The organism is Mesorhizobium sp. M7A.F.Ca.CA.002.05.1.1, from assembly GCF_003998335.1.
GTDB lineage: Bacteria > Pseudomonadota > Alphaproteobacteria > Rhizobiales > Rhizobiaceae > Mesorhizobium.
Genome location: NZ_RZQI01001360.1, coordinates 1 through 1,023 on the forward strand (window position 1 = coordinate 1; position 1,023 = coordinate 1,023).

A 1,023-nucleotide genomic window follows, 5' to 3' on the forward strand; every position below is an offset into this window, starting at 1 on the left:
TCATCTCAGCGATTTCTTCCGCCGTCGGGTCGACGGAGACATGCGTGTCGGTCAGGAAGATGATGCCGCGCTGCGAGATCAGCATCGAGAGCGTCGACAGGTCGCGATCCTTGACGCCGGTGCGCGGGCCGATGATCAAGGTGACGTTGCGCAGATGCCGCTCGAAGCGCCCTTCGAGGCCGCAAACCATTGCATCGGCATCGCCGCGTTTCAGCGCAAGTGCTGCGATCACCGTGTTGTCGGTGCGCACCATGGTGCGCGCGGCTTCCGTCGTGACGCCGCGCCGGCCGGCGAGTTCGATCAGAAGGTCGACATAATGGCGGTAGCGCGGATCGTCTTCCGGGTTGATCAGGCCGAAATCCACACCGGGCTTGATGCGCAAGCCGTAGCGCTTCAGGCGCACCTCGATGACGTGCGGCCGGCCGATCAGGATCGGCTCGGCGATGCCTTCCTCGAGCACCACCTGGGCGGCGCGCAGCACGCGCTCATCCTCGCCGTCTGCATAGATGACGCGCTTGGCGCTCGATGCCTTGGCGGACGAGAACACCGGCTTCATCACCAGGCCGGAGCGGAAGACGAAGCGGTTCAGCTTGTCGATATAGGCGGCGAAATCGGTGATCGGCCGCGTCGCGACACCGGTGTCGCAGGCCGCCTTGGCGACCGCGGGCGCTATGCGCAGGATCAGGCGTGGATCGAAGGGCGAAGGGATCAGGAATTCAGGGCCGAAGATCGGCGTCTCGCCGGAATAGGCGCGGGCAGCGACATCTGAAGGTTCCTCGCGGGCAAGGGCTGCGATGGCGCGGACCGCCGCCATCTTCATCTCCTCGTTGATAGCGCTGGCACCACAGTCGAGCGCGCCGCGGAAGATGTAAGGAAAACACAGTACGTTGTTGACCTGATTGGGAAAATCGGACCTGCCTGTGCAGATCATCGCATCGGGACGCGCCGCACGCGCCGTTTCCGGCATGATCTCCGGATTGGGGTTGGCCAGCGCCAGGATCAGCGGTTTTGGCGCCATGTGCT

The 1,023-nt window shown here is 64.2% G+C and carries 1 protein-coding gene; it reads right to left on the reverse strand.

Annotated elements, in window-relative coordinates; genetic code table 11:
* Positions 1-1,023: phosphate acyltransferase (locus tag EN939_RS35545; protein ID WP_272483142.1), on the reverse strand; the 1,023-nt coding region annotated here is incomplete at both ends.